The sequence below is a fragment of the Aeromonas media genome (genome assembly GCF_000819985.1).
GTDB lineage: Bacteria > Pseudomonadota > Gammaproteobacteria > Enterobacterales > Aeromonadaceae > Aeromonas > Aeromonas media.
Genome location: NZ_CDBZ01000075.1, coordinates 1 through 894 on the forward strand (window position 1 = coordinate 1; position 894 = coordinate 894).

The following is an 894-nucleotide window of genomic DNA, read 5'->3' on the forward strand; positions in this document are numbered from 1 at the left end:
GGATGCAAGTAAAGCCCCCCCAGACTGGCCCCCAGGTAATACCCCACCAGATAGAGCGATGAGGCCAATGCCCTGTTGTGCTCAACGTGCTGACCGACCCAGGCGCTGGCGCAGGCGTGGGCGAGGAAGAAGCCGAAACTCGAGATCAGCAGACCCCCTATGATGGCGGCAAGAGTCCCCTGCAGCAGGGCGAGGCTGCCGAGCGCCATCAGGGCGATCCCCGCCAGCAGCAGGCGCTGCGCCCCAAAGCGATGGGCACAGCGGCCGCTCAGGGAGGAGGCGAGGGTGCCGGTGAGGTAGGTCAGAAACAGCATGCCGAGCCACTGGGTCGGCAGGGAGAAGGGGGCCTTGGCCAGCAGGAAGGTGAGGTAGCTGTACTGGTTCAGGAAGACCATGAAGTTGAGCCCGCCGATGAGATAGGCCCCCAGCAGCAAGGGATTGCCGAGGTGGCTCTGGATGGCGCGGCGCAGTTGCCCCGGGGCGGCCTCGACGGCCACGAAGCGGGTCTGGGCCGGCAGCAGCCAGATGACCAGCGGCAGCAGGGCGAGACTGATGAACCCGATCCCGAGGAAGGTATGTTGCCAGTCGCCGAACCAGCCTGCCAGCAGGCCACCGACCACACGGCCAGCGATGCCGCCGAGGGAGTTGGCGGCGATATAGACCCCCACCGCCGAGAGCAGGGCGCGCTTGCTGAACTCTTCTCCCATGTAGGCGATGGCGGTGGCAGGCAGCCCGGCCAGGAGCGCCCCTTGCAGTACGCGCAGGCACACCAGCAGATCGAAGCGGGTCACCCAGGGAATGCACAGGGAGAGCAGGATGGCGCAGGTCAGCGTCCACAGCATGATCCGCCGCCGCCCGAATCTGTCCGCCATGCGGGCGCAGATGAGCAGGGAT

General features: G+C 66.7%; 1 protein-coding gene. It reads right to left on the bottom strand.

What is annotated here, in order from left to right:
• On the bottom strand, positions 1-894 hold an 894-nt coding region (locus BN1127_RS06645), incomplete at both ends, for an MFS transporter (protein WP_042648931.1).